The sequence below is a fragment of the Nesterenkonia sp. NBAIMH1 genome (genome assembly GCF_007922635.1).
Taxonomy (GTDB): Bacteria; Actinomycetota; Actinomycetes; order Actinomycetales; family Micrococcaceae; genus Nesterenkonia; species Nesterenkonia pannonica.
Genome location: NZ_CP042335.1, coordinates 749,571 through 773,942, shown reverse-complemented (window position 1 = coordinate 773,942; position 24,372 = coordinate 749,571). Strand labels below are relative to the sequence as shown.

The following is a 24,372-nucleotide window of genomic DNA, read 5'->3' as shown; positions in this document are numbered from 1 at the left end:
GTGAGCTCCAACCCGGGCTTCGGCTCCCAGAACCCCTTCGGCAGGGGCATCTTCGGCAATTCCGGCGGCCCCGGCCGCGGCAGTGACGGTGAGGGCGGCTCCAACGGCGGCGGCCGCGCCTCATCCGATGAGTCAGGAGGATTCCGCAGGCCCTCTGCGCTGATTCTGACGATCATCATCATCGTGGCCCTGCTGGCCGCGTTCGTGTTCTTCGCCGGCATATACGCCGACGTGATGTGGTTCAGCCAGCTCGGCTACCAGGAAGTCTTCTGGACCGAACGCATCGCCCGCGTCGCCGTGTTCGCCGCAGCCTTCCTCATCATGGCGGTGCTGGTCTGGCTCTCCCTCTTCATCGCCTTCAAATACAGGCCGGACGGGGTGCGGCAGGTCAGCGAGTCGGTGGCGCAGTACCAGCGCTCGCTGACCTCGATGCGTCGCCTGCTGATGTTCGGGCTTCCCGCCCTGATGGGCGTCTTCGCCGGCACCGCAGCCCAGGCCAACTGGGACGGGGTCCTGCTGTTCTTCAACCAGCAGCCCTTCGGCCAGACTGACCCGGAGTTCGGCCTGGACTACGGCTTCTACGTCTTCACGCTTCCCTTCCTCACGTTCGTCGTCGGATTCCTGATCTCGGCGCTGCTGGTGGCGGGAATCGCCGGAATCCTCTGCCACTACCTGTTCGGCTCCATCCGGATCGAGCAGTCGGGCAAGTTCGTCGTGGAGAAGGCGGCCCGCTGGCACATCGCCATTGCCGCAGCGCTGTTTCTGCTTCTGCAGGGCGCCAACTGGTTCCTCGGCCGCTTCGGCACGCTGCAGGACCAGAGCGGCAACTGGGCCGGCGCCATGTACACCGACGTCAACGCGGTCATCCCCGCCCAGACCATCCTGGCTGTGGCCGCGGTGCTGGTGGCGCTGATCTTCATCGTCACAGCGATCACCGCGCGGTGGAGGCTCTCCCTGGTGGGTGCGGCCATGCTGGTGATTACGGCGATCGTCGGCACCGGCGTCTACCCCTTCCTGGTGCAGGAGTACCAGGTGGGCCCCACCGAGCAGACGCTGGAGTCCGAGTACATTGAGCGGAACATGGACCTGACCCGGTTCGCCTACGGGCTCGACGACCTCGAGCAGGAGGACTACCAGGCCACTCCCCAGGCCCAGCAGGGCGCCCTGGCGGGCGATGAGGCCAACATCGAGAACCTCCGCCTCCTGGACCCGAACCTGGTCTCACCGGCGTACCGGCAGTTCCAGCAGTTCCGTCCCTACTACCAGTTCCCGGACACGCTCAGCTTCGACCGGTACGAGATCGACGGCGAGATGCACGACACCGTGATCGCCGCACGTGAGGTCAATGCGCCCACGGAGGGCTCGTGGGTCAACCAGCACCTCATCTACACCCACGGCTACGGCCTGGTGGCGGCCAGCGCCAACACGGTGACGGATGAGGGTCGTCCTGAGTTCACGCTCCAGGGGATCCCCACCACGGGCGAGCTGGCATCGGATGATGACTACCAGCCCCGCATCTACTTCGGCGAGAACTCTCCTCAGTACTCCATCGCCGGTGCTCCTGAGGGGACCTCACCGATGGAGCTGGACCGCCCGGCGGCTCAGATCGTCGAGGATGAGGACGGCGAGGCTGTTGAGGAAGGCGACGACGGCCAGGACACGCAGTACACCTTCACGGGCGACGGCGGCCCCTCGGTGGGGAACCTGTTCTCCCGCCTGGTGTACGCCATGGAGTTCGGCTCCCCGGAGATCTTCCTCTCGGGCGATATGAACGAGGAGTCGCAGATCCTCTACAACCGTCACCCGCGTGAGCGTGTGATGGAGGTGGCTCCGTATCTGGAGGTGGACCAGAACATATACCCCGCCATCGTCGACGGCGGCGTGAAGTGGATCATCGAGGGGTACACCACCTCCAACAGCTTCCCGTACTCCACTCAGCAGCAGCTGGAGTCGGCGACGGAGGACGCACTGACGGACGGTCCGGCGCTGACGGGCCAGGTCAACTACATGCGGAACTCGGTGAAGGCCACCGTGGACGCCTACGACGGCTCCGTTGAGCTCTATGCGTGGGACGACGAGGACCCGATCCTCCAGGCGTGGCAGGACGTGTTCCCGAGCAGCCTGCAGTCCTACGAGGAGATGTCGGCCGAGCTGCTGGACCACATCCGCTACCCGGAGGATATGTTCCGGATTCAGCGCCAGCTGCTCACTGAGTACCACGTGGACAACCCCGGCACGTTCTACGAGGGCAACGATGCGTGGTCCATTCCGTCGGACCCCACCGGGGGCGACGACGCGATGGCTCAGCCTCCGTACTACATGACGATGCAGATGCCTGGGCAGGAGGACCCCAGCTTCCAGCTGACCTCCACGTTCATTCCGGCGACTGAGGCGGACGGCCAGCAGCGCAACGTGCTCTACGGGTTCCTGGCAGCGTCCGGGGATGCAGGCACAGGCGAGGACGGCGTCAAGAACGAGGGCTACGGTGACATGAGACTGCTGGAGCTCCCGCGTGACACGGCGATCCCTGGACCGGGGCAGACGCAGGCGAACTTCGACTCGAACTCGACGATCGCGTCCCAGCTGAACATCCTGGAGCTCGGCGGCTCCGAGGTGCTCCGAGGCAACATGATCTCCATGCCTGCCGGTGACGGCATCCTCAATGCTCAGCCGATCTACGTTCAGGCCACCGGCACCGGCGCCGCCTACCCGGCGCTGCGCATGGTGCTGGTCGCCTTCGGCGAGGAGGTCGGCTACGGCGACACCCTCCAGGAGGCGCTGGACATGATCTTCGACGGTGATGCAGGGGTTGAGGCGGCCGAGGGTGCCGGCGTCGACGCCGAGGCTGTCGAGGAGGACCTCGACGGCGTGGATCCTGAGGCCGTCGAGGACGAGGAAGCGGTCATGCCTGAGGAGGACGAGGATGACGACGCCGACGAGCCTGCCGAGGAGGCAGCGCCTGCTGAGCCCATCGACGGTGACATGGAGGAGCTCCTCCAGCGCGCCGGTGAGCTCATGAACGAGTCGCAGGAAGCGATGTCCGAGTCGGACTGGACCGCCTACGGAGAGGCCCAGGACGAGCTGGACCAGGTCATCGAGCAGATGCTGGAGCAGCAGGAGGGCTGATAGAGCCCGCCACCAGCTGACTGGAAGCGCCCCGGAGCACGTATGCTCCGGGGCGCTTCCTTGCTCCCAGAACCGATCAGCACCCCGATTTTGTGTGCTGTTCATGTGTATGTAAGATAGACAAGTCCCGTTCAGGGAAACCCAACGCGGGGTGGAGCAGTTCGGTAGCTCGCCGGGCTCATAACCCGGAGGTCGCAAGTTCAAATCTTGCCCCCGCAACTGAAGCAGCAGGAAAAGCCCTCATCCATCGGATGGGGGCTTTTCTCATGCATGGGCTGCTCATGACGGGCAGGTCAGCAGGACTCCGGCGACTGCTCCCATCGGTGCAGAATGTCGTGTCTCTGAAAAGTTGCCTATTGTGCATCACTCGCTGGGGCCGTACTGTCACAGTATCTAGGAGCACCAGGGCTGACCGGCGCGTAGCGTGTCTCATTCTGGAGGAAAAATGAATAGGCATGCCGACTCCAACCAACGTGCGTTGACAGGACGGAGGCTTACTGTCCGTGCGTGGCCAGTCGCTCTTGTCACTGCTGTTCTTGCCGTCCTTTTGTCGATGGCGGCATTGTCGCCGTTCACCTCTGACGCTCACGCAGCGACTACCCCTCCGAATCTCGGCACGGCGGCCTCGTTCTCAGTGCTCGGCGCGGAGACTGTGACCAACACCGGGCTCACGACTTTGAGCAGTGACGTGGGTGTGAGCCCAGGAACAGCGGTCACAGGCTTTCCGCCAGGGATAGTAGGCGGCACCATCTATGAGGGCAGCGCCGAAGCCGCGCAGGCACAGTCAGACCTGGGGATCGCCTACGATGATCTCGCGGGCCGTTCTTCCACGGCGACTGTCACCGGCGACCTGGGCGGACAGACCTTCGAGGAGGGGGTCTACTCTTCAGGGGGAGCACTGAGCCTCACTGGCACTGTCACGCTGGACGCTCAGGGAGATCCTGATGCAGTTTTCATTTTCCAGGCGGGGTCGACGCTGATCACGGCCTCATCCAGCAACGTCTTGCTCGCCAATGAGGCACAGGCCTGCAATGTTTATTGGCAGGTTGGAAGCTCCGCAACGTTGGGGACCGGCTCCACGTTCGCGGGGTCCATTCTTGCCCTGGCCTCCATCACAGCCAATACGGGAGCTGCAGTGGAGGGACGCGCCCTGGCAAGCACCGGCGCAGTCACCCTGGACACCAACACATTCGTCGATCCGGGCTGCGACACTGCCGCGCCACCGACCGAGGATCCCAGTGAAGACCCGACTGAGGGCCCCACGGAGGGTCCGACTGAGGGCCCCACGGAGGGTCCCACAGAAGGTCCAACTGAGGGCCCCACAGAAGGTCCAACGGAGGGTCCCACTGAGGGCCCCACGGAAGGTCCGACTGAGGGCCCCACGGAAGGTCCAACTGAGGGCCCCACGGAAGGTCCGACTGAGGGCCCCACGGAAGGTCCGACTGAGGGCCCCACGGAAGGTCCAACGGAGGGCCCCACGGAAGGTCCAACTGAGGGCCCCACGGAAGGTCCAACTGAGGGCCCCACGGAAGGTCCAACTGAGGGCCCCACGGAAGGTCCAACTGTGGGTCCCACGGACGCGCCAACCGACGGTCCCACCGACGGACCCACGGAGGCTCCCACGGAGAGCCCAACGGAGGGTCCCACGGACGCGCCAACCGACGGTCCCACGGAGGGTCCCGCTGAGGGCCCAACGGGCGGTCCTTCGGGCGGTCCTTCGGAGGGTCCAACGACCGGCCCCACCGACGATTCCAGTGGCTCCCCAACAGGTGCCTCAGACAGTGGAGCGGGCAGCAGCCCGACAAACGTGACGTCGGAAACTTCGACGGATGCTGCCGCAGGACCAGAAACGTCACTGGAGACCGGAGGAACCACCGCAGACTCTGGCGGCGATTCTCGTCAGGACTCGTCCGGTGGTCCCCTGGCTGCCACCGGAGCCAACGGCTCTATTGGCGTCATCCTCGGAGCAGGGGCACTACTCGTCCTTGCGGGAGTCACGGTCCTTATGATCAGGCGATCACGGCACCGCTCGCTGGATCAGTGAGCCGCGACCGCGGTGGTTCACCTCCTCAGGGGGCAATCCGTCCGCGCGTCGACCAGCATTGTCGGCCTGACCTCAGACTACGTGGAGACCGTCCGCCGCTAGTTGTACTGACCTGACAGGTCAGTACAACTAGCTCAGCGGCCCTGTTTTGCGTCTGGGGGAACGTAGACCCTTGGTGTCCCACCCGTGCCTCGCCCAGACCCGTGCGTCGGCCACGTTGCTGGCCGCCGCAGTCTGCAGCGGCGCCATGTGAGAACCTGAACCGGACCGCATCGAACTGAGCCGTGCTGAATCCCACCGTCCCGATCCAGGGTCGTGAACTTGAGAGTCGAAGGAGCAGGTCATGAGCTACACCCACACGATCACCGTGCCGATGTCCTATGCCCAGGCGGTCGAGGCCACCCGCGAAGCTCTGGCGGATCAGGGTTTTGGGATCCTCACCGAGATCGACGTCAAGGCGACCTTCACCAAGAAGCTCGGTGAGGAGACTGGCGACGCTGTGGGGGACTACGTCATCCTCGGCGCCTGCAACCCGACCCTGGCCAGCAAAGCGCTGGCCGCTGAGCCTCAGCTCGGCGCCCTCCTGCCCTGCAACGTGGTGGTCCGGCGAGGAGCCGACGAGGATCACGCCACCATCGACGCGATCGACCCGCAGACCATGGTCCAGCTCAGCGGCGCACCTGCGGTCCGCGAAGTCGCCGAAGACGCAGAGCAACGGCTGCGCGCAGCACTGAGCAGCCTCGGTGCTGAGGGGAAGAGCTGACCTCAGAGCGCACGCAGGATCGTCGCACTGCCCTGCCCGCCCCCACCGCAGATCCCTGAGGCGCCCACGGCCCCGGGCCCGATCTGGGCAAGCTGACGGGCCAGGGTGCCGATGATCCGGGTGCCGGAGGCTCCGATGGGATGACCAAGTGCTATGGCTCCTCCCATCCTGTTGACCCGTGATGGATCAACCTCCAAGGCCTCGGCCGAACGGACGCTCACTGCGGCGAATGCTTCGTTGATCTCCAGAGCGTCCAAGTCCCGTGCTACCAGGCCCGTCCTCTCCAGAGCCGCAAGAATGGCGCGGGACGGCTGCTCGTGCAGCGAGACGTCAGGTCCGGCCACGAACGAGTGCGAAACAAGCTCAGCCACGGGAGTGACGCTGAGTCTGTCCGCCGCTCGCTGGCTGACGAGGACGAGCGCCGCCGCGCCGTCGCTGAGCTGAGACGAGTTCCCTGCAGTGATGGTCCCCGCGCTGCTGAATGCGGGGCTGAGCTTCGCAAGGGTCTCCGACGTGGTGTCGGCACGTACGCCGTCGTCGCCGGCGACGCGAACCTCACCGCGGCGCGTATCCAGTGTGAGGGGAGCGATCTCCGCAGCGTGAAAGGACGACGCGGCCACGGCCAGACGGTGCGAGCGAGCGGCCCATTCGTCCTGCACCTCGCGGGTGATGCCCCTGCTCGTGTTGCCCTGTTCCGTCGAAGCGCCCATGGACTGAGACTCGAATGCGTCGGTGAGCCCGTCCAGCTCGAGCGTGTCGATCATCTCGATGGCGCCGTATCTGGTTCCCGCTCGCGCCGCGTGCGCGTGAGGCGCACGTGACATCGACTCCTGTCCGATGGCTACGACGATGTCGACCTCACCGCCGGTGATGAGCCGTTCTCCGGCGATCACTGCCTCGGCCCCGGAGAGGCAGACGGCGTTGAGCGTCAGGGCCGGGACCGTGAACCCGATGCCCGCCGCCACGGCAGCCTGCCGGGCGGGATTCTGGCCGGCCCCCGCCTGAAGCACCTGGCCGGCATGGACGCGCTCCACAGCATCGGGGGAGATCCCGGCGCGTTCCAGCGCGGCGGCAGCTGCGTGTGCGCCCAGCGCGGATGCGGGCACCGTGGCCAATGCGCCGTTGAAGCGGGCGAAAGGAGTCCGGGCATATCCTGCGATCTGCGCGCTCAACGGGCCAGCTCCACTGTCGGATCCACGGCGAATTCCGCCCCAGTCACCCGGCGGAGAGAGTCGAGGCTCTCGCCTGGTGCTGCGCTGCGCAGCACCAGGGAGGCATCGACCACGTCGAAGACCGCTCGGTCCGTAACGATCCGGTCCGCCACTCCGGCCCCGGTGAGGGGCAGGGTGCAGCGCTCGACGATCTTTGGGGTGCCGTCCTTAGCTGTATGGTCGGTCACCACGATCACCCGGGGTGCTCCCACGACGAGGTCCATGGCCCCACCCATGCCCTTCACGAGTTTGCCGGGCACCGTCCAGTTCGCAAGGTCACCGTTGGAGGCCACCTGCAGGGCACCGAGAATCGCGGTCTGGACGTGGCCGCCGCGGATCATGCCGAAGGAGGTGACGGAATCGAAATAGCTGCCGCCGGGCAGCAGGGTCACCGTCTGCTTTCCCGCGTTGATCAGATCCGGGTCCTCGTCCCCCTCGAAGGGAAAAGGCCCCATCCCCAGCAGTCCGTTCTCACTCTGCAGCGTGACCTGCACCCCCGGCGGCAGGTTATTCGCGACAAGCGTGGGGATGCCGATCCCCAGGTTCACATACTGCCCGTCGGTCAGCTCGCTGGCCGCGATGGCTGCCATCTCATCTCGTGTCCACATGGGTCTACGCCTCCTGGCGGACGCGCACGGTCCGCTTCTCAATGTCTTTCGTCCTGTCGGCCTCGACGACGCGCTGGACGAATATGCCGGGAGTGTCCACCAGTGAGGGGTCCAGGTAGTCAGCCTCGATGACCTCAGCTTCGGCGAAGGTGATCCGACCGGCCATGGCCACCAGAGGGTTGAAGTTTCGGGCAGTCATCCGGTACCTCAGGTTTCCCTCGACGTCCGCCTCATGAGCGCGGACCAGGGAGACATCTGCGACGATGCCGCGCTCCAGGATCGCTGCGCGACCGTCGAACTCCTGGACGGGCTTGCCCTCTGCGATCGGCGTTCCCACACCTGTAGGCGTGAAGAAGGCCGGGATGCCTGCGCCTCCGGCTCTGAGCCGCTCCGCCAGCGTCCCTTGGGGCACGAACTCGACCTCAAGCTCACCGTTCAAGAACTGCTGGGCGAAGAGCTTGTTCTCGCCCACGTAGGAGGCCAGGACCTTGGAGACCTGGCCGTTCTCCAGCAGCAGGCCGAGACCTTTGCCGTCCACGCCCATGTTGTTCGAAACGATGGTCAGTCCCTTGGCCTCGGAATCGCGCAGGGCCGTGATCAGGCGTATGGGAATGCCGCTGAGCCCGAAGCCTCCCACGGCGATGGTCATGCCGTCGGTCACGACCGCCCCCAGCGCCTCGACGGCATCATCCACGAATTTCATGGGTTCGTTCCTCTCATATGTCCACGCTGCGAACATCAGCAGTGATGGCATGAAGGTAGCTTTCAGCTGCTACGGCGGGCAATAGGATCGAGCTCTTCGCGCACATACTGCTCGATGCATGACGTGATGAGCTCGGAGCGCTCATAATGTGAACATGAGTGGTTCTTTTCCTGGTGCTCAGATGGTCGGCAGGCTCGCAGCGGTGATGCGCGCGGTCAGCAGCGGGATGCCGAAGGGGATCTCCGCGATCGAGGCCTCGCGGATCACCGGCCTGCCGCGACCCACGGTTCACCGTCTGCTCGGGGCGCTGGCGGCAGAGGGCTTCTGCGACCAGGACCATCGCAGCGGACGGTGGATGCTTGGCCCTGAGGTCTACCTGATGGGCGCGGTGGCGGCCGAGCGCTATGACATCACCTCGATCGCTCGCGAGCACGTGGCAGGGTTGGCCGCCGCCACGGGTGAGAGCGCCTTTCTTTCAGTCCGGCGCGGAGATGAGACGGTGTGCCTGCTGCGCGAGGACGGTGCCTTCCCGATCCGTTCCTTCGTGCTCTACGAGGGTGTGCGCTTTCCGCTGGGCGTGGCCTCGGCGGGACTGGTGATGCTGTCCTTCATGGACCAGAGCGCTATGGAGAGGTATCTCGGGAGCCGCGATCTCAGCGCTGAATATGGCGAGGCTCATGCTCCGGAGTCGCTGCGGCAGCGCATCTCTCAGACGCGCAGCGACGGTTGGGCGCTGAATCCCGGGCTGATTGTGGAGGGCAGCTGGGGGATGGGTGCGGCGGTCTTCGATCAGGCCGACCAGCCTGCATGGTCTTTGAGCCTCACGGGGATCGAATCTCGATTCCGCTCGGAGCGACGCGCCGAGATGGGGCGTCTGCTCCTTCATCACGCGCATGAGCTGACCAAGAAGCTGCGTCAGAGTGGGTCGATGTCGGTGCGATGAACGAGCGCCTGTGGGCGGCCCTGCTAGCACAGAGCTATCAGCGATTCCGATGGTGGCGATAGCTGATAGCACGTTCCCTTATTGTTCGTGTCTAGGGATGCTGGTAGTGATCCACCTCACACATTGGGGTTGTTCGGCACCGTCCGGTGCGGATGACCCTGCCTCATCTAAGGAAGCTGATATGAATCCTCGTCGCACCTCCAAGACTGCGGCTGTCGTGACCGCAGCGGCACTGTTCCTGAGCCTCGCAGCATGTGCGGACACGGCTGAGGGAGGAGCCGAAGCAGAAGAAGCGGCCGAAGAGGAGACCATCGAACTCGGCGTCGCTCGCAGCGGCGTCAGCATTGAAAATGTCCTACTGGCTCATGAGCAGGGGTTCTTCGAGGAAGAGGGGCTCGAAATCAGCGAGATCCAGACGGCCGGCATGGGAGGCGCGACGGCAAACTCGGCCGTCATCTCCGGTGAGTTCGATGTGGCGGCCACTGATGCCGTCACGGCCATCCGCGCAGTGGCTGAGGACATGCCGATCAAAGTCGTGGCCGGCACAAAGTCCGCCGATCCGGACCAGGAAGGAGAGGCTTCCGACGGGGTCATCGTGCCCCCGGACAGCGACATCACCGAATGGACCGACTTGAAAGGCAGCAAGATCGGTGTGCCGGAATTGGGGGCTGCCCCATATGGCGACGATGACGGGACTGCTGGAGAACGGGGTCGACATCGACGACGTCGAGTTTGTCCCTCTGCCGACGGATGCGCTGGTCGAGGCTGCTGCCAGCGGTCAGGTCGACGCCGTGTTCTCCTTCAGCATCTTCCTGCTCAGCGCCGTGGACAATGGGTTCACTCGAGTGGGGACGGGCGTGCGGGAGTACCTCCCCAACGCGCCGCAGGTCGTGTGGATCGCCAGCGAACAGTTCGCGGAGGAGAACTCAGAGGCTCTCGAACGCTTCCACTCGGGGCTCGAACAGGGCACCGAGTATGGCAATGAGAACCCTGATGCAGCGCGACAGGTCTACCACGATCACACCGAGCTGCCTCCAGCGTTCATCGACGAACGGATGGTGCTCGACACCCTGAACGTCGAGTTCGACGAGGAGGGCTGGAGCCGGCTCCTTGAGGTGATGAAGGAGGAGGGCGACCTCGAGGAGGAGCTCACCTACGAGGAGGTCGTCTGGGAGGGTGCCCGCTGAGGGGCCCGCTGTCGCCCTGTGCTCCGAGCTCAGAATGAAAGGCAATCTTCGTGACGTTGACCAAAGACATACGAGCGCCGGCCCGCCCATCCGCGGCACGGCAGAAGCCCCGAGGGGTCCGGCAATGGCAGATGTTTATCCTCCTCGGCATGCTGGCCCTGTGGCATCTCGTCCACCTGAGCGGGTCCCTCCCAGACTCGCTTCTGCCCAGCCCGATCGCGGTAGGCGCCGAGCTGTTTCAGGCGCTGCTGACGGCGACCTACTGGACCATCCTCTGGGAGACTGTGGCTGGCGCGCTGGTCGGTCTGGCGTTCGGTGTGGTGGTCGGAATTCCTGTTGGAATTCTGACAGGACGGTTCGTCGCGGCCGAGCTTTCGCTGCGCTTTCTCGTCGACTTCGGCAGGGCGTTCCCTGCGATCGCCCTCGTCGCGGTGCTCGTGCTCATGATCGGACGGGGTATAGAGCTCAAGGCGGTGCTGGTCTTCGTAGCGGTGGTCTTCCTGATCATCCTGCAGACCCAGCACGGTGTCCGGAGCGTGAGTTCGTCCATCGTGGACACGACCCAGGCCTTCCAGATCCCCAGTGGGCTCTTCGTTCGCAAGGTGCTGCTGCCCAGTGCCGCCCCGTCCATCATGGCGGGCCTGCCGCGGCTGGCCGCCTCGGTCGCCGTGCTGGTCACGATCTCCGTTGAGGTCCTGACCGGATCCCCGGAATCGGCGCGCGGATCGGGGACGCTCAGGTCGGCGGCAACCCGCAGCTCGCCTACGCCTACATCGTCACTGGAGGCCTGCTGGGATATGCGGTCAACTTAGGCCTTGGGCGCGTGCAGGCGAGACTGCTGCGCTGGCAGACGACCGGATCGGGGGCATGAGATGAACAGCAGGTCTTACAGCCCGGCGACGTCACTTCTGCTGCAGGCATGGCTGCCGGTCAGTCTGATCGTTCTGTGGTTTCTGCTCTCCGCCTCCTCGACCTCGGCGTTCTGGCCGCCGCTGACGGAGATTCTGAGCGCCATGGGTGATTGGGCATTGAGCGGGGAGCTCTGGAATGACGCTGTGTACAGCTTCACGAATTACTTCCTCGCGCTCTTCCTCTCGCTTCTCGTCGGACTCGGCTTCGGCATAGCCATCGGGCTGATGCCAGAAGTGGGCAGAGTCCTAGACCCGTTCCTGGACTTCCTGCGTTCGCTGCCCGTCGTGGTCTTTGTGCCGATCATCATCCTGTCCCTGGGCATCGGACGTGAGCCCAAGGTGTTCCTCATCTTCCTGGCCTGTGTCTGGCCGATCCTGCTCAACGCCATCGTGGGCGTACGGTCGATCCACGCGGGGATCTTCGAAGCCTCCGACGCATACCGAATTCCGCTGCGGCTGCGCATTCCGAAGGTGGTGCTCGTCGGCGCGCTGCCGCAGATCGTCGTGGGCGTGCGCCTTGCGATCACCATCGGAATCGTGATGCTGGTCGTCAGCGAGATGTACGGTGCCACGGAGGGCATCGGCTACTTCATCCTGCAGAGTGCGCAGCGCTTCCAGCTGTCCTCCGCATGGGCCGGCACGCTCGTCATCGGTGTCATCGGTTGGGCGTTCACCGCGCTGTACGCCGTCGTCGAAGATCGCCTGCTGCGGTGGTACCACCAGCAGGATGCATGACTCGCCCCCACTCACTCGAAGAGGAGCCAAACCATGACCCGTGAGACTCTCACCAGCCCCGTCGCGCTCTCAGCGACACACGTCAGCAAGTCCTTCGGCTCCGGACCGGACAGGGTGGATGTCATCGAAGACCTCCATCTGAGCATCCGTTCCGGGGACGTGACTTGTCTGGTCGGACCGTCCGGGGTGGGCAAGACGACCCTGCTGCGACTGCTCGCCGGGCTGGCCTCGCCGACCTCAGGGCAGGTCTCGATGGACGGTGTGCCGATCACGGGGGCCGTTGAGCAGATCGCCGTGGTGTTTCAGGACTACCGCGGCTCGCTGATGCCTTGGATGAAGGTGCTGCAGAACGTGGCTTTTCCTCTGGAGGGACGAGGAGTCTCCAAGTCCGAACGGACCTCCCGTGCGGCTGAGGCTCTGGCCGTCGTGGGGCTGTCGGACAAGATCAGCAGCTACCCGTGGCAGCTCTCCGGCGGTATGCAGCAGCGCGTCGCGATCGCGCGAGCGCTCGCGTACGAATCGCCGATCCTCCTGATGGATGAGCCCTTCGGCTCACTCGACGCGCAGACGAGGTTCGAACTGGAAGATCTCGTGCTCCAGCTGCGCAGGGACTTCGGCATCACCATCGTTGTGGTGACCCACGACATCGACGAGGCGGTGTATCTCGGAGACCGAGTGGTCGTGGTCGGAGGCCGCCCTTCTCGGATCGTCGATGATATCGATGTTCCACTCGGTCGTGAGCGAGATCAGATCACGACTCGAGCTGAGCCCGCGTTCATCCAGCTTCGATCCCACGTGCTGAACGAGATTCAGCTCTAGGGGGCCCGGAGCCGGTCACCTGAGGGCCGCGTCCGAGGCGCCTGCAGGCGTCGGCTCCGCGCCGGCGATGCTGAGCTCGGTGCTTGCTTGGGCGAAGACCTCACGCAGCCATCGGTGCTCTGGGTCGGGTTCGTGCACCGCATGCCACCAGAGGGCGTTCAGCAGGGGCACTGGCTTGAAGGGCAGCTCCAGCACTTGAATGTCCGCCATGCGCTTCGCGAGCGGGGAGAGGTGTCGCTGAATGAGCGCCAGACGTGGGGTGTTCTCGACGAACAGGGGCAGCATCACGAAGCTCTCCACCTTGGCTTCGACCCAGGGGTCCACTCCAAGCTGCTCAAGCTGGCGCCCCACTGAGGTGAAGGCGAACCGGGTGTGGTACGTGAACACCACGGGCGATTCCGCGAGGGTCTTCATCGTTAGGCCGCCCGAGACTCTAGTGTTCTCCGAAGCTGCCAGTGCTACCCAATCATCGTGGAAGAGATCCATGTGCGGGAGCTGAGACAGCACGCCGTGGGGAAGGATCAGTGCGTCGATCGAAGGCAGGCGCATGCGCAGGTCATCGATCGTCTCAGGGGTAGTGGGCACGAACCGCAGGCGAACGCCGGGTGCCTGCTCGTGCGCGATCCGCGCGGCTCGCGGTCCTATGGTCGCCATCGCATAGTCCGAGCCATGGATGACGAACTCACGCTCGGACTCCGACGGGTCCCACTGGGACTGACTGTCGAAGACTCGTCGCGCCGCCTCCAGGGCCATGGTCGTGTGCTCTGCGAGCCGCGCCGCCAATGGGGTGAGCTCGTATTGGTTGCCCCGTCTGGCCAGAATCGGATCGTCGAAGTGCCTTCGCAGCTTGGCCAGCGCTGCACTCAGCGAGGGCTGACTGAGGCGCAGCCGTTCAGCCGCCCGCGTGACGTTTCGCTCGACGAGCAGAGCGTCCAGGGCGACGAGCAGATTGAGGTCCAGTCGGGAGAGCAGACGTTCGTCAGGCATGAGGTGCATCCTTCCACGGTCCAAACCTGGCTATCGGATTTTCTGATAGTGAGGATAGAGAATAGCGGCTTTCCTAATGAGTGTGACGCAGGGCACTATGAGAGTCACGCGGCCCACTCGGGGACGCTGCCCCTTGCGGGTCACCGAAAGGACCGAGAATGATCACACTTCTTTCCCACCTGTCATACGTGGCGCTTGTCAGTCCTGATGTTGAGGCATCGGTGGACTTCTACGTCAAAAAGGTAGGTCTCACGGAGGTTGCGCGGAAGGACGGCAGGGTATATCTGCGCTGCTGGGGCGACTACTACACCTACAGTCTGGTGATCGAGCACGGCGAGGAGCCGGCTCTGGCGACCATGGCATGGCGCACCTCCAGCGCTGAGGCTCTCGAAGAGGCCGTCAGCCGCATTGAGGCGGCGGGTGTCACAGGTGAGTGGTTCGATGGTTTGGACATCGGTCGCGCCTACCAGTTCGTGGGGCCCTGGGGCCACAGCATGACGCTGCACTGGGACGCGCGGCACTTCCGCTTCGAGGAGGGAGAGCACGCCTCGGTCTTCCCCGACCGCCCGCAGAAACGCAGCAAGGTCGCCGGCGCTCCCCGCTATCTGGACCACGTCACCATCTGCGCCAGCGACGTGGACGCCTTCGCCGAGTGGTACAGCGAGGTGCTCGGCTACCGCATCATGGCGCGTACGGTTCTCGAGGACGTTCCGCTTTCGGTCTTCTCGGTCATCACCACCAATGAGAAGTCCCATGATCTCGGCATCGTGCTCGACGGGTCGAGCCGCTCCGGTCGCGTCAATCACTTCGCCTTCTGGGTCGACACCCGCGAAGAGATGCTCATCGCCGCCGACACGCTCATCGAAGACGGTGTGCACATCGAATACGGCCCCACGATCCACGGGATCGGCGAACAGTCCTTCCTCTACTACCGCGAGCCGTCCACGATGCGCATCGAGCTCAACACCGGCGGATACCGCAACTACGTGCCGGATTGGGAGCCCAACACCTGGAAGACGTCGCAGGGCTCCTACGACATCTATCAGAACGGCACCATGCATGCCTCGCTGTCCGAGTCCTTCCCGCCGGCTGACGGCCCCAGCGCCACCGAGGAGGGCATCACGGAGGAAGTCCGTGACCAGCTGGTCGCCGGATCCTCGAGTGATCGCTGAGAGGACGGCAGCCGTGACATTCACTCCGGGGCTCACCGCTCCCTATGCGCTGGCACGCTTCCGCGACGGTGAGGCAGTGCGCCTCGGCCTCGTCGCAGGAGAGCAGATCCATGCGCTCGGCGCCGAAGAGCTTGGCGCGGAGAGCCTCAATGAGTTCTTGGCAGCGCCTGACTGGGACCGCTTGGAACGGCTGGTGGACACCGGCGGACCATGGAGGTCGCTCAACGAGGTCAGCCTGACGGCCCCGGTAGAACCGCAGCAGATCGTGCAGACCGGCGCCAACTACCGAACCCACGTCATCGACCTGGTGGCAGCAAGTATGCGCAAGGACGACTCGCGTTCGGAGACGGAGATCCGCGAGGCTGCCGCCCGCATGATGGATGAGCGGACGGCAACTGGCGAGCCGTACTTCTTCATCGGACTTCCGGCATGCGTAGTGGGCGATGACGTTCCCCTGGAGCTCCCGGCCTACAGCGACCAGCACGATTGGGAGCTGGAGCTGACCGTGGTGATCGGCAGGGGCGGGTTCCGCATCACCCGCGAGGACGCGATGTCGCACGTGGCCGGCTACACCATCTGCAATGACATCACCACGCGGGATCGGGTCTTTCGTGAGGATTCGAAGGGGCTCGGCGCCGACTGGTACCGCTCGAAGAATGCGCCCGGCTTCCTGCCCACCGGTCCCTTCCTGGTCCCCGCACACTTCGTCGATACGGAGGATCTGGGGGTGGTGCTCAATCTCAACGGCAGTCGCATGCAGGACGCCTCCACCTCCGATCTGCTGTTCGATCTGCCGGCGCTCATCTCCGCAGCGTCGCTCAATATGCCGCTGAATCCAGGAGACCTGCTGCTGACCGGCAGTCCGGCCGGCAACGGCGCCCACTGGGGGCGCCTGCTCAGGGACGGGGATGTGATGGAGGGCTCCATCGAAGGTCTCGGCACCCAGACGGTTCGCTGCATCGCAGAGGATGCGCAGAAAGGCACACCATGAGCTCATTCTCCACTGATCCGGCAGACCTGGACCCGAACGATCCCGCAGGGGAGGTCACGCTTCGCGCAGAGGCGTACCGCAACTGGGGTCGCTGGGGCGAAGACGATGTCTTGGGCACCCTGAACTTCATCGACAGCGCCAAACGCACCCAGGCAGCCCGACTGGTGACCGAGGGCATCACCGTCTCGTTGGGTCAGGAGTTCAACGAGGACGGCCCGCAGAAGGGATGGAAGAAGCGGAACAACCCGGTGCACACCATGACCGGCACCGGTCTGGATGCCGAGCGCAGCCTCGACGCCTTTCCCCACGGCATCGGAGGTGCGGATGACCTGATCATGATGCCGCTGCAGTGCTCCACCCAGTGGGATGGGCTCGGCCACATCTTCGACCGCGGCTACGCGTGGAACGGCCGTCGAGCCGGAGATGTCGTCACCACGCAGGGCGACGGGGTGACCGGCATCGAGAAGGCAGCGTCGGTCATCGTCTCGCGGGGGGTGCTGCTCGACATGGGCCGGCACCTGCGTCCGGAGACCGGTGAGCTCGAGGACGGGTACGCCATCACTGAAGAGGATCTGGACTCGTGCATCGCTGCCCAGGGAGCCTCCTCCGCGGTCGGCCGCGGCGACATTCTGCTTGTTCGAACCGGCCAGCTCGCGCGGGTTCGTCGCGAGGGATGGGGCGACTACGCAGGGGGACCTGCGCCGGGCCTCTCGATCACCACGGCCCGCTGGCTCTACCGGAGCGAGATCGCCGCGATCGCGACCGATACGTGGGGGTTCGAAGTTCGTCCCAATGAGTTCCACGAGTCCTTCCAGCCGCTGCATCAGATTGTCATCCCCAACATGGGACTGACCGTCGGCGAGATGTGGGACCTGGAACGGATCGGGCAGGCATGTGCTGAACGTGGCCGCTTTGATTTTCTGCTCTCGGCCCAGCCGCTCCCCATCACCGGGGCGGTCGGTTCGCCGATCAACCCGATCGCAACACTCTGAGCACCCCTGAATCCGAAGGAGTTCCCGTCATGACCGCAGCAAAGAAGGTGGCCGTCGTCGGCACCGGCGTGAGTGGACTTGCCGCCGCCATCCAATTGGCCAAAGGAGGCGTGGCAGTCGACGTCTTCGAGGCCCACCACGAACTGACATCTGTCGGATCGGGAATCTCTCTGCAGGGCAATGCGCTGCGCGCCTTCGAAGAGCTGGGGGTCTGGGAGGAGGCCCGCGATGCGGGTTTCCCCTTCGATGGGATGGGTCTGCGCGCCCCCGGTCCAGAGGCTCCGGCCATCGCCCGCATGAAGGACGGAGAGCACCCTCAGACGGGACTGCCCTCGGCCATGGGGATGCCTCGCGCGGAGCTCACCCGAATCCTCTATGAGCACGCCGTCCGCGCCGGGGCACACGTGAAGTTCGGCCGGCGGGTGGTCGATCTGATCAACCACGAGGACTCCGTCGAGGTCATCCTCGAGGCGGATTCGGCGGGCCGCTACGACCTCCTCATCGGGGCAGACGGCATCCATTCCACGGTGCGCTCGGCCATGGGCATCGAATCCGGGCCTGAGCGCACCGGGATGGGGATCTGGCGCGCCTTCGTATCTCGCCCTGCTGAGGTCGAATGCACCGAGCTGTACTACGGTGGTCCCTGCTACATCGCAGGGTATACACCCACTGGGCACGATTCGATGTATGCCTTCCTGGTCTCGGACGCGCAGGACCATTTCGACATGCGCCCCGATGATGCAGCTCAACTGGTGATCGAGCAGAGTCGCGGATACGGAGGGCCCTGGGAGCAGGTGCGTGCGGACCTCACCGCCGGAGCCGCGCAGGTGAACTACACCTGGTTCACCAAGCACGTCGTCCCCGGGCAGTGGAACAGGGGCCGTGCAGTGATCATCGGAGATGCGGCCCATTCGTGTCCGCCGACCATCGCGCAGGGAGCTGCCCAGGGCCTGGAGGATGCGCTGGTGCTGACGGAGCTGTTTCTCGCTCACAGCGCAGTGGATCAGGACCTGTGGGATCAGTTCCACCAGCGACGCGTCGAGCGGGCCGCGGCCATTGTGAATGCCTCGGTCCAACTCGCGGAGTGGCAGCGCGACGGCGAGGACCACTCTTCCGACGTGCCCCAGCTCCTGGCGTCGGTGGCCCAGCGAGTGGCGGTGCCGGCATGATCGTCGACGTTCACGCACATGTCCTGCTCCCCTCGCTTCATGCTGAGGTCGAGTCTCGAGCGCCCGAGGGTGTGGCTGCTGCAGCGGAACTCGACACTCGCCGCAACGGAGCCGCCAGCCAACGCGTCTCCGGTCCCATGGTCGCCGCGCGCATTCCGCGTCTGATCGACGTCGCGGAGCGGCTGCGCGTGATGGATGAGCAGGGAGTGGATCGTCAGTGGGTCAGCGCCTCGCCCAATCACTACTACCCATGGGCGGGGGAGGAGCTGGCCGTGTTCGCCTGCGGGGAGGCCAACCGGCTCATCGCCGAACATGCGGCCCACCAACCTGAGCGGCTGCTGGGGCTCGGCCTCGTACCGCTGCAGTGGCCCGAACGCGCGCGCGAGCTGCTCGACGACGCCGTCATCGCACGTGGGCTGCTCGGTGTGGAGATCTCCTCAGGCGCCGGAGACGTGGAACTCTCAGATGAACGTCTGGAGCCCTTCTGGGAGCGGGCGGCCGAACTCGGCGCTCCGGTCTTCATCCACCCTTTCGGGTGCAGCCTCGATGAGCGTCTGGATCGCTTCTATCTTGCGAATACCGTGGGTCAGCCGGTGGAGAACGCTGTGGCGCTCTCGCATCTCATCTTCTCGGGCGTCTTGGACCGCCATCCGGACCTGCGGATTGTGGCGGCGCACGGCGGCGGCTACGTGCCCACCGCGATCGGTCGTTCTGACCATGCGTGGCGAGTCCGGGCCGATGCTCAGGGGTGCCAGCATCCGCCCTCTCACTACCTGACGAAGATGTGGTTCGACACTGTGGTGCATGACCCCCGTGCTCTGCGGCAGCTGATCGAGGTCGCGGGAGAGTCTCAGGTGCTGATGGGCAGCGACTACCCATTCGATATGGGCAGCGAGGACCCCGTCGGGTTCGTCCGAGCGAGCGGGCTGAGCGCCGAGGCCGAGCGCGCTGTCCTCGGTGACAACGCGGCTGCGCTCGAAGCGCCGAAGAGAAGGGATGAGCGATGAGGATCGCGCGTTGGAACCACGCGGGCACCACGGGTGAGGGCTTCGTGATCGATGACGGGGTCGTGCCGTTCCCTGACGGCTTCACCGTGGCGGACGTTCTTTCGGCGGGACTCGGCACGGCGTCGGAGCTCCATTCCCGCGCCGACCCTCACCGGGCGACCCCGCTCTCAGCGGTGACGCTGCTGGCGCCCCTGGTCCCTGCATCGATTCGTGACTTCGCCGTCTTCGAGGAGCATGTTGAGGGCATGAGCGCTGATGAGAATGGCAATCCGCGGGTCGGCGCCGCCTGGTACGAAGCTCCGACGTTCTACTTCACGAATCCGCACCAGGTGTTTGGGACGGGTCGTCGAATTCGGCCGCCGGCCACCGAGAGGCTGGATTTCGAGCTGGAGGCTGCGGTGGTGGTCGGAGGGGTCGAGGGCCGCTCCGGGGAGGACCTGGATGTCGAGGCAGCCGAGGAGCATGTGTTCGGCTACGTCATCATGAATGACTGGTCGGCCCGCGACATCCAGGCTGCTGAGATGCGGAACAGCCTCGGGCCCGCGAAGGGTAAGGACTTCGCCACATCCCTGGGGCCGTGGATCGTCACCGCCGATGAGATGGCTGTCCACCGTGATGCCGACGGGTTCCTCGCCGTGCGCGCCGAGGTCTACGTCAACGACGAACTTGTCGGTGAAGACCTCGTCTCAAACATGGCCTGGACCTTCCCGGAACTGATCGCCTACGCATCCCGCGCGTCGCGAGTGGTCCCCGGCGATGTGCTCGGCTCAGGAACGGTCGGCAACGGCGGGTGTCTCGCTGAGCTGTGGGGCAAGGCCGGAGGAGATCTGGTGCCCCCGCCGTTGTCTGAGGACGACGAAGTGCGCATGGTCGTGGAGGGCCTCGGAGAGCTGGTGGGCACTGTCGGTCGAGCGCGGCACCCGCACGCGCTGCCCCCCGCGCGGCGTCGCCCAGCACCGCGTGCTCGCCGTCGAACCGGCTGAACGTGCGCTGCGGGGTAGTCTCAGCCCATAGATATGTCGCTGAGCCGGGGGAGATGGTGGCGCAATGGATGAGCGGGGTGTAGGTCTGCGGATTCGGCGGGTCTTTCTCTGGGCAATGGTCGTCTCGTTCTGCGTGGCGGCAGGCGCAGGGATCTTGGTCCTCCTCGGAGTGAGCTTCGGGGAGACCGGGGGAAAGGTGCTGCTGAGCACCGTGACCGTGGGACTCTTCAGCCTGGCGATGCTCTGCTGCGGGGCCACCTTCGCTCGTGCCGGCAGATCCCTCGGGGTGGCGGGCGTGGTCGTCAGCATGCTCACCCTGGGGTGGAGCCTCGTGCTGATCTGGAGAGAGTGGAGCTGGGACTTCGAACCGTTCCAGGTTCTCTTCTCAGGAATCACGCTGACCATCGCGCTGAGCTTCGCGAACCTGGTGGTGGCGTCGACGGCCCACCGCGACCAGCTGATCCGCCTCCTGCTGGCAGCATGTTTGGGCCTCACAGCGGTGGCAGTCCTTCTCACGCTGCTGCTCATATGGGACTCCGGATGGGAGGGGGAATCATTTCCGCGCCTGTACGGCGTGGTGCTGATCCTCGCTGTTCTGTGCGGAGTCTTGGCGCCCCTGCTCTCGAGCCTGCGGAAGCGCGCAGGCCGAACCCCCGGGCCGGGCCACGCGGTCGCCGAGCCGCCGATGGCAGAGGGCGCCGCCGTCGAGCGCGAACCCGTGAGCCGCCCTGGTGAGCCGCTCGACCCCGCATTGGTGGCTGCTCTGGAGCGCGAGGCCGCACGACGCGGAGTCAGCGTGGTGCAGCTGGTGCACCAGCAGTGGCCGCGCGAGAGGGAATAGGCCGACGGGAGCCTGGCCGGACCGCCGTGATGGTGGGCCCGCTGCGCCTACGCCGGCTCGTCAGGCTGGGCGAGGGGGAAGGGAGTCAGCCCTCCGCCATCGACGATCAGTGTTTGGGCTGTGACATAGCCGGCCTGTTCGGAGGAGAGATAGGAGACGGCGGCGGCGACGTCCTCCGGCGTGCCCACCCGACCGACCGGGATCTTCCGTCCCCTGCTGGCCAGGTAGGAGTCAACATCAAGATCTGCTGGATTCTGTCGAAGAAAGGCCCGGCTGGTCCCGATCAGTCCAGGGCAGACTGCGTTGACGGTCACACCCCAGGGGCCCACGTCCATCGCGAGGGAGCGGGTCAGGCCGAGCACTCCTGCCTTGGAGGCGGAGTACGCAGTCGAGTGCGGCGCCGCGTCAACTCCCGCCATGGATGAGATATTCACGATCCGGCCATACCGCTGACGGCGCATGACGCGCACCGCAGCCCTCGACATGAGATACGTTCCGCGCAGGTTGACCTGCATCTGCTGGTCCCAGAGCTCCAGCGGGATCTCCTCGATATCCTGTCGGTCCAGTCCCTGGGGCGCCGCTGCGTTGTTGACCAGAATGTCCAGTCTGCCGCCGAAGTCAGCCGCCTCCGCGATGAGTCGGTCGGCGTCCTCCGGCTCAGAGATGTCTCCCAGAACGGCCAAGGCTCTGCCGCCGGCGTCCTGTATCTGCTGAGCCAGAGCATCGACGCCCTGCCAATCGCTGTGCTGATCGCGCGCGGCCTGCGCGTGATTGGGGATCCCAGCAGCCTGCCGGTCAGCAACGACAACGCTGATCTCCTTCGCGGCCAGATTCCGGGCGATGGCCTGTCCTATGCCATCAGCCTTCCCGCAGCCGGTGACGAGCGCGACCCGGGGGCTCATGAGGTGGCACCTGAGCGCCGGAGCTGCAGGGTGGTCATAGTGATCAGTCCAGTCATGTGTCGAGGGGCGTCGGGTGCGGACGGTGACGGCGGGCGGATGTGCTTCACCGCTGTGTGACCACTCTGGGGCACCGAGGGACGGCTGGCCAGGGACTGTTTCGTCCGACGGAAGGCCGTCGCGCTCGCCGAACCACCGCCGTGTCCGATTCCCGCTAGTGGAGCGGATGCATCCGTGAGATGTTGATGGGATGACGATGGTCCCGCGAAGCTTTGACGAGCGCTACAGGGCTGTCGAGGCACGTGACAGCCGCTTCGACGGTCAGTTCATCATGGCTGTGCGGACCACCGGCATCTACTGCCGTCCGTCGTGCCCTGCGCGTACTCCGAAGCGCGAGAACGCGGAGTTCTACCTCACCAGCGCCGCCGCGCACGAAGCCGGCTATCGGGCATGCAGGCGCTGCCTGCCGGATGCGGTCCCCGGATCCCCGGAGTGGAACGTGCGGCAGGACACCGTCGGCAGGGCGATGCGGCTCATTGCTGAAGGGGTCGTGGAGCGTGACGGCGTGCACGCGCTCTCCGCTCGACTCGGGTATTCTCCCCGGCACCTCACCCGCCTGCTCACCGAAGAGCTCGGAGCGGGACCGCTCGCTCTTGCCCGTTCCCACCGAGCGCACTCTGCGCGGCTGCTGCTGACCAGCACAGAGCTGACGATCGCCGACGTCGCGTTCTCAGCAGGCTTCGGCAGCATCAGACAGTGCAATGACACCCTCCGCGAAGTCTTCGGCATGACCCCCACCGAGCTCCGAGCACGCCGCCGCGGGCCGGCCCCAGCCCCAGGCTCCATACACCTCGTCCTTCCGGTTCGTGAGCCGTTCGACCTGAGGGGAACACTCCGCTGGATGGCCGACCGAGCGATCCCCGGCATGGAAGCTGCGGACGCGACCGGCTTCGCCCGCACACTCCTTCTGCCGGGCGGACCCGCGCGGTTCGCACTGCGCGAAGATCCCGGCAGGACCGACCGTCTGAGGCTGCAGATGCACGTCACCGAGCTGAGCGATGTCGGAATGCTCGCGGCTCGGGCGCGACGCCTCTTCGACCTCGACGCTGACCCGCTGGCCATCGACGCGGCACTCTCGGGCGACCCGCGGCTCAGCCCGCTGGTCGCACGCACTCCCGGCATCCGTGTGCCGGGGGTCAGCGACCCCCACGAGATGCTGATCCGGGCCATGATCGGCCAGCAGATCTCCGTGGCCGCGGCGCGCACCATGGTCACCTCGCTCGTGCACAGCCTCGGGGACGTCGGCGAGGACGGGACAGGCGAGCCGCAGCGGTTCTTCCCGTCGATGGAGACGATCGCTGAGCGGGGCCACGAGGCGCTGCGCGGGCCGGCTGCCCGAATCCGCGCGATCACGCGAGCTGCAGCGGCCCTTGCCGACGGCACACTGACGCTCGGGGTGGCCGACGATTCGGCTGAGCTGCGCGCCAGACTCCTCGCACAGCCAGGCATAGGACCCTGGACCGCAGACTACGTCCGCATGAGGGTGGCGCATGACCCGGATGTGTTCCTGCCCGGCGACAGTGCAATGCGCGGCGGGGCGCGCCGCGCAGGCCTGCCCGCTGAGACCAAGGCGCTGACCGAGTGGGCCTCGCGAAGCGCGCCGTGGCGCAGCTACGTCACCGCCCACCTCTGGCGTGCGGCCCTGAGCCCTCGCCAGACCACGTCCCCCACACCACCAGCGAGAGAGAAAGTGACCTGATGGCCGAGAGCGCGATTGCCCAGACCATAGATACGCCCGACGGCGCGTTCACCCTGATCGTCGACGCTCAGGGGCAGGTGCTGGCGTCAGGTTGGACCGCCGATCCGCACGCAGCAGCGCAGCGGATCCACCCCAGCCTCCGACCGCAGAGCATGGTCGCAGGGGCCACTGCCGCGGCAGAGGCAGTACGCGCCTACTATGCGGGAGACACCGAGGCCGCAGCCGCCGTGCCGGTGGCCCATCGGGGGACCGCCCTGCAGCAGCGAGGCTGGTCCGCGCTCCGCGAGATACCGCCCGGTCTCACTGTGAGCTACACCGAGTTCGCCGAGCTCCTCGGAAGCGCAGGAGCCGTGCGAGCAGCGGCGTCGATCTGCGCCCGCAACGCGGTGGCCCTCTTCGTCCCCTGCCACCGGGTCCTGCGTGCCGACGGATCCCTCGGCGGCTTCGCATGGGGGACAGGCCTGAAGCAGTCGCTGCTGGACCGAGAGGCGCACCCCGCGGGGCGCCTCGCCCAGTGACGCG

22 protein-coding genes, 1 tRNA gene and 1 pseudogene are annotated in these 24,372 nt (G+C 65.6%); 19 read left to right on the top strand and 5 right to left on the bottom strand.

All coding sequences use genetic code 11. The annotated features are described in order from the left end of the window. From FS388_RS03620 to FS388_RS03605, 4 genes are all read left to right on the top strand, one after another. A complete protein-coding gene (locus FS388_RS03620; RefSeq protein ID WP_146339787.1) occupies nucleotides 1–3,126 on the top strand; it encodes a UPF0182 family protein in 3,126 nt (1,041 codons plus the stop codon). A 145-nt stretch (nucleotides 3,127–3,271) separates the two neighbouring features. Next, nucleotides 3,272–3,345: transfer RNA gene (locus tag FS388_RS03615), tRNA-Met, on the top strand. 226 nt (nucleotides 3,346–3,571) lie between these two features. Continuing rightward, nucleotides 3,572–5,170 (top strand): ice-binding family protein, encoded by a 1,599-nt coding sequence (locus FS388_RS13415; protein ID WP_371708616.1) that lies wholly within the window; start codon nucleotides 3,572–3,574, stop codon nucleotides 5,168–5,170. A 343-nt stretch (nucleotides 5,171–5,513) separates the two neighbouring features. Next, on the top strand, nucleotides 5,514–5,933 hold the full coding sequence (locus FS388_RS03605) for a DUF302 domain-containing protein (protein WP_146339785.1): 420 nt from the start codon (nucleotides 5,514–5,516) through the stop codon (nucleotides 5,931–5,933). Nucleotides 5,934–5,935: 2 nt separating this feature from the next. Here FS388_RS03605 and FS388_RS03600 read toward each other — a convergent pair whose 3' ends face one another. From FS388_RS03600 to FS388_RS03590, 3 genes are read right to left on the bottom strand one after another with little or no spacing between them, the layout of a single operon-like run. Continuing rightward, the gene (locus tag FS388_RS03600; protein WP_146339783.1) at nucleotides 5,936–7,105 is read right to left on the bottom strand and encodes an acetyl-CoA C-acyltransferase; all 1,170 of its coding nucleotides are present in this window, start codon (nucleotides 7,103–7,105) and stop codon (nucleotides 5,936–5,938) included. Further along, nucleotides 7,102–7,752: a CoA transferase subunit B gene (locus FS388_RS03595; protein WP_146339781.1), complete on the bottom strand. Its 651-nt coding sequence runs from the start codon at nucleotides 7,750–7,752 to the stop codon at nucleotides 7,102–7,104. The genes FS388_RS03600 and FS388_RS03595 overlap by 4 nt, the downstream gene beginning before the upstream one ends. Before the next feature lie 4 nt (nucleotides 7,753–7,756). Further along, complete coding sequence (locus FS388_RS03590; RefSeq protein WP_146339779.1) at nucleotides 7,757–8,455, bottom strand: CoA transferase subunit A; 699 nt, start codon at nucleotides 8,453–8,455, stop codon at nucleotides 7,757–7,759. A 154-nt stretch (nucleotides 8,456–8,609) separates the two neighbouring features. Between FS388_RS03590 and FS388_RS03585 the strand changes: the two genes are divergently transcribed. The 6 genes and pseudogenes from FS388_RS03585 to FS388_RS03560 all read left to right on the top strand — a co-directional run bounded on the left by FS388_RS03585 (nucleotide 8,610) and on the right by FS388_RS03560 (nucleotide 13,050). Then, a complete protein-coding gene (locus FS388_RS03585) occupies nucleotides 8,610–9,398 on the top strand; it encodes an IclR family transcriptional regulator (protein WP_210410227.1) in 789 nt (262 codons plus the stop codon). A 49-nt stretch (nucleotides 9,399–9,447) separates the two neighbouring features. Then, nucleotides 9,448–10,047, top strand: a pseudogene (locus tag FS388_RS13410) (ABC transporter substrate-binding protein); the annotation flags it as partial. Nucleotides 10,048–10,075: 28 nt separating this feature from the next. Continuing rightward, nucleotides 10,076–10,585 (top strand): ABC transporter substrate-binding protein, encoded by a 510-nt coding sequence (locus FS388_RS13330; protein WP_146339775.1) that lies wholly within the window; start codon nucleotides 10,076–10,078, stop codon nucleotides 10,583–10,585. A gap of 149 nt (nucleotides 10,586–10,734) precedes the next feature. Beyond that, entirely contained in the window at nucleotides 10,735–11,397 is a 663-nt protein-coding gene (locus FS388_RS03570; RefSeq protein ID WP_168198581.1) for an ABC transporter permease, read from the top strand. 60 nt (nucleotides 11,398–11,457) lie between these two features. Beyond that, a complete protein-coding gene (locus tag FS388_RS03565) occupies nucleotides 11,458–12,231 on the top strand; it encodes an ABC transporter permease (RefSeq protein WP_146339771.1) in 774 nt (257 codons plus the stop codon). Between the two features lie 33 nt (nucleotides 12,232–12,264). Then, nucleotides 12,265–13,050, top strand: coding sequence for an ABC transporter ATP-binding protein (locus FS388_RS03560; RefSeq protein ID WP_146339769.1), 786 nt, complete (start codon nucleotides 12,265–12,267; stop codon nucleotides 13,048–13,050). Nucleotides 13,051–13,065: 15 nt separating this feature from the next. Here the strand turns inward: FS388_RS03560 and FS388_RS03555 are convergent, their stop codons facing one another. Next, nucleotides 13,066–14,037: a LysR family transcriptional regulator gene (locus FS388_RS03555; protein WP_146339767.1), complete on the bottom strand. Its 972-nt coding sequence runs from the start codon at nucleotides 14,035–14,037 to the stop codon at nucleotides 13,066–13,068. A 158-nt stretch (nucleotides 14,038–14,195) separates the two neighbouring features. Here FS388_RS03555 and FS388_RS03550 point away from each other — a divergent pair, with 158 nt between their 5' ends. The 7 genes from FS388_RS03550 to FS388_RS03520 all read left to right on the top strand — a co-directional run bounded on the left by FS388_RS03550 (nucleotide 14,196) and on the right by FS388_RS03520 (nucleotide 21,192). Next, on the top strand, nucleotides 14,196–15,209 hold the full coding sequence (locus tag FS388_RS03550; protein WP_146339765.1) for a VOC family protein: 1,014 nt from the start codon (nucleotides 14,196–14,198) through the stop codon (nucleotides 15,207–15,209). A gap of 13 nt (nucleotides 15,210–15,222) precedes the next feature. Further along, entirely contained in the window at nucleotides 15,223–16,200 is a 978-nt protein-coding gene (locus FS388_RS03545) for a fumarylacetoacetate hydrolase family protein (RefSeq protein ID WP_246836279.1), read from the top strand. After that, complete coding sequence (locus FS388_RS03540) at nucleotides 16,197–17,192, top strand: cyclase family protein (protein WP_146339761.1); 996 nt, start codon at nucleotides 16,197–16,199, stop codon at nucleotides 17,190–17,192. Before FS388_RS03545 ends, FS388_RS03540 begins: the two co-directional genes overlap by 4 nt. A gap of 29 nt (nucleotides 17,193–17,221) precedes the next feature. Further along, on the top strand, nucleotides 17,222–18,361 hold the full coding sequence (locus tag FS388_RS03535) for an FAD-dependent monooxygenase (RefSeq protein ID WP_146339759.1): 1,140 nt from the start codon (nucleotides 17,222–17,224) through the stop codon (nucleotides 18,359–18,361). After that, nucleotides 18,358–19,368 carry an amidohydrolase family protein gene (locus FS388_RS03530; RefSeq protein WP_146339757.1) on the top strand — a complete coding sequence of 337 codons (1,011 nt, stop codon included), beginning with the start codon at nucleotides 18,358–18,360 and terminating at the stop codon, nucleotides 19,366–19,368. Before FS388_RS03535 ends, FS388_RS03530 begins: the two co-directional genes overlap by 4 nt. Next, nucleotides 19,365–20,351 (top strand): fumarylacetoacetate hydrolase family protein, encoded by a 987-nt coding sequence (locus FS388_RS03525; RefSeq protein ID WP_146339755.1) that lies wholly within the window; start codon nucleotides 19,365–19,367, stop codon nucleotides 20,349–20,351. Before FS388_RS03530 ends, FS388_RS03525 begins: the two co-directional genes overlap by 4 nt. 64 nt (nucleotides 20,352–20,415) lie before the next feature. Then, nucleotides 20,416–21,192: a hypothetical protein gene (locus FS388_RS03520; protein WP_146339753.1), complete on the top strand. Its 777-nt coding sequence runs from the start codon at nucleotides 20,416–20,418 to the stop codon at nucleotides 21,190–21,192. Between the two features lie 47 nt (nucleotides 21,193–21,239). Here the strand turns inward: FS388_RS03520 and FS388_RS03515 are convergent, their stop codons facing one another. Beyond that, nucleotides 21,240–22,094, bottom strand: coding sequence for an SDR family NAD(P)-dependent oxidoreductase (locus tag FS388_RS03515; RefSeq protein ID WP_146339751.1), 855 nt, complete (start codon nucleotides 22,092–22,094; stop codon nucleotides 21,240–21,242). A 247-nt stretch (nucleotides 22,095–22,341) separates the two neighbouring features. Here FS388_RS03515 and FS388_RS03510 point away from each other — a divergent pair, with 247 nt between their 5' ends. Both FS388_RS03510 and FS388_RS03505 read left to right on the top strand, forming a co-directional pair. Next, entirely contained in the window at nucleotides 22,342–23,850 is a 1,509-nt protein-coding gene (locus FS388_RS03510; RefSeq protein WP_146339749.1) for an AlkA N-terminal domain-containing protein, read from the top strand. After that, the gene (locus FS388_RS03505) at nucleotides 23,850–24,368 is read left to right on the top strand and encodes a methylated-DNA--[protein]-cysteine S-methyltransferase (protein ID WP_146339747.1); all 519 of its coding nucleotides are present in this window, start codon (nucleotides 23,850–23,852) and stop codon (nucleotides 24,366–24,368) included. Before FS388_RS03510 ends, FS388_RS03505 begins: the two co-directional genes overlap by 1 nt. Nucleotides 24,369–24,372 lie beyond the last annotated feature (4 nt).

Bases quoted from the DNA above. Each gene is read 5' to 3' on its own strand.
- FS388_RS03570 (WP_168198581.1), top strand. From the start codon at position 10,735: ATGCTGGCCCTGTGGCATCTCGTCCACCTGAGCGGGTCCCTCCCAGAC.
- FS388_RS03605 (WP_146339785.1), top strand. From the start codon at position 5,514: ATGAGCTACACCCACACGATCACCGTGCCGATGTCCTATGCCCAGGCG.
- FS388_RS03510 (WP_146339749.1), top strand. From the start codon at position 22,342: ATGACGATGGTCCCGCGAAGCTTTGACGAGCGCTACAGGGCTGTCGAG.
- FS388_RS03525 (WP_146339755.1), top strand. From the start codon at position 19,365: ATGAGGATCGCGCGTTGGAACCACGCGGGCACCACGGGTGAGGGCTTC.
- FS388_RS03535 (WP_146339759.1), top strand. From the start codon at position 17,222: ATGACCGCAGCAAAGAAGGTGGCCGTCGTCGGCACCGGCGTGAGTGGA.
- FS388_RS03585 (WP_210410227.1), top strand. From the start codon at position 8,610: ATGAGTGGTTCTTTTCCTGGTGCTCAGATGGTCGGCAGGCTCGCAGCG.
- FS388_RS03565 (WP_146339771.1), top strand. From the start codon at position 11,458: ATGAACAGCAGGTCTTACAGCCCGGCGACGTCACTTCTGCTGCAGGCA.
- FS388_RS03530 (WP_146339757.1), top strand. From the start codon at position 18,358: ATGATCGTCGACGTTCACGCACATGTCCTGCTCCCCTCGCTTCATGCT.
- FS388_RS13415 (WP_371708616.1), top strand. From the start codon at position 3,572: ATGAATAGGCATGCCGACTCCAACCAACGTGCGTTGACAGGACGGAGG.
- FS388_RS03505 (WP_146339747.1), top strand. From the start codon at position 23,850: ATGGCCGAGAGCGCGATTGCCCAGACCATAGATACGCCCGACGGCGCG.
- FS388_RS03595 (WP_146339781.1), bottom strand. From the start codon at position 7,752: ATGTGGACACGAGATGAGATGGCAGCCATCGCGGCCAGCGAGCTGACC.
- FS388_RS03555 (WP_146339767.1), bottom strand. From the start codon at position 14,037: ATGCCTGACGAACGTCTGCTCTCCCGACTGGACCTCAATCTGCTCGTC.
- FS388_RS03590 (WP_146339779.1), bottom strand. From the start codon at position 8,455: ATGAAATTCGTGGATGATGCCGTCGAGGCGCTGGGGGCGGTCGTGACC.
- FS388_RS03515 (WP_146339751.1), bottom strand. From the start codon at position 22,094: ATGAGCCCCCGGGTCGCGCTCGTCACCGGCTGCGGGAAGGCTGATGGC.
- FS388_RS03550 (WP_146339765.1), top strand. From the start codon at position 14,196: ATGATCACACTTCTTTCCCACCTGTCATACGTGGCGCTTGTCAGTCCT.
- FS388_RS13330 (WP_146339775.1), top strand. From the start codon at position 10,076: ATGGCGACGATGACGGGACTGCTGGAGAACGGGGTCGACATCGACGAC.
- FS388_RS03540 (WP_146339761.1), top strand. From the start codon at position 16,197: ATGAGCTCATTCTCCACTGATCCGGCAGACCTGGACCCGAACGATCCC.
- FS388_RS03560 (WP_146339769.1), top strand. From the start codon at position 12,265: ATGACCCGTGAGACTCTCACCAGCCCCGTCGCGCTCTCAGCGACACAC.
- FS388_RS03520 (WP_146339753.1), top strand. From the start codon at position 20,416: ATGGATGAGCGGGGTGTAGGTCTGCGGATTCGGCGGGTCTTTCTCTGG.